At 43.7% G+C, this 1,631-nt stretch carries 2 protein-coding genes; both read right to left on the bottom strand.

What is annotated here, in order from left to right; translation table 11 throughout:
* Positions 1 to 16: 16 nt before the first annotated feature.
* Positions 17 to 652 carry a CAP domain-containing protein gene (locus tag KL866_RS07225; protein WP_251139898.1) on the bottom strand — a complete coding sequence of 212 codons (636 nt, stop codon included), beginning with the start codon at positions 650 to 652 and terminating at the stop codon, positions 17 to 19.
* A gap of 55 nt (positions 653 to 707) precedes the next feature.
* Positions 708 to 1,631 (bottom strand): acyl-CoA dehydrogenase domain-containing protein (locus KL866_RS07220; RefSeq protein WP_214994331.1); only part of this gene is annotated, 924 nt, incomplete at its 5' end.

Genomic DNA, 1,631 nt, shown 5'->3' with positions numbered 1-1,631 from the left:
TCATAAAAAAACCGGATTACTCATCCGGTTTTTTTGTTTTTAGTATAATCTCGCCACCTTCGGTTACAATGCCTAAGCCTTTGTCAGGCACATGATCAAACTTCTTTTTGCGCTTCAAAAGCAGAGTCGACGATGAACTATCACTTTCAGACGTGGTCGACGAATCCGCCAATTTAGTTAAGTAAACCGCCCAATACTCTACATGAGGAGTTGAATAATCTTTATGAAACGCAATCCCGATTTGGTCTTGCTCTTCATAAAAAGGAAGTTCGCCCAATAAATGCTGGCGATGAGACGTAGATTTTTTCAAGCCGTGCCAAACGTCATCTGCTGTTATATATCCGCCGGCTAGCGCTTCCACTTGGTTGCTCATCGCGTCGCCATAATAGTCGGGCAGTATAAGCCCCGCATTGCGAATACGACTATTAGGGCTACCGCCTAAAAAGTGCGAAACTAACCCTCTTTCGGCCATATCCTTTGCTTTTTCTTCAGCTAATTTAACAAGAGTAGTGTTGCATTGTAATACTCTACGCTTTTGTCCTTTATCATTAGCAATAAGTAAAGATAGAGCTTTCGCTTGCTCTGAATTACCGCATGTTCCCGTGTTGGCAAAGCTGTTACTTTGACATGCATATACAATCAGCGTAGACATAATGAGTTTATGATAAAAAAGGCCGCTAAAGCGGCCTTTTTTGCTAGAACTTGAACTAAGCAGCTTTACCACCTCGTTTTTTACCAGTGCTAGTCGAGTTAACTTTCGCTACTAACTCTTCATGGTCGAAGTCATCAACATTGATTGTGCGAAGTCGTCCTGCTTCAGTCTTACGCAGTAAGTTCGCTTCTTCTTCGTTAATAATGTCTTCTGCTAGTGCTTCGTCAGCAAGTACATCTAAACGGGTAAATGGAAGCTTAGCTTTTTTGTGCTTACAAATGCGCTCAAAAATAGGCTCGCATGCCAATACATCGTCAAGGGTTTGCTCAAGGTCACCGAACAAACTACCTTCTTCACGAGTTAGGTACTGACCATAGCCAAGACGGCTTCGTGCAGTTGATGGCGTTTGCAGCATTTGAGCAATAGCGTGTTCTGTTTTGTCAGATGGCTTACCAACGCGACGTCCAAACGGAATCACCATAACACGAAGTGCTGCAGCGATTGCACGGTTAGGGAAGTTTGCTAAGAAATCATCAATTGCCGTTTCAATGTCGTGCAATGTGGTTTGCATCGCCCAATGAAGAAGCGGAAGATCCTCTTTCAAACGACCTTCTTCGTCGAAGCGCTTCAAAGTGGTACTACCCATGTAAAGGCCACTTAAAATGTCACCTAAACGCGCAGACAAACGCTCGCGACGCTTAAGATCACCGCCTAGTACGCCCATAGAAACATCAGTAAGAAGTGCTAAGTTAGCGCTATAACCCTGAAGCAACTTATAGTAACGCGCCGTTTCATCAGTAAATGGAGCACTGCTAAATGCGCCATTGGTTAATGAGAACCAAATACTGCGCACTGTGTTAGCTACTGCAAAGCCGATATGACCAAATACAGCCTTATCAAACGCTTGAAGCGCCTCTTTCTTGTCTTCAATAGATGCAGCCTCAATTTCTTTAAGCACATAAGGGTGACAACGCATTGC

The sequence above is a fragment of the Alteromonas sp. ALT199 genome, from assembly GCF_018619335.1.
In the GTDB taxonomy this organism is placed as follows: domain Bacteria; phylum Pseudomonadota; class Gammaproteobacteria; order Enterobacterales; family Alteromonadaceae; genus Alteromonas.
Note: the sequence above shows the minus strand (reverse complement) of the source record. Positions and strands in the feature narration are given on the sequence as shown.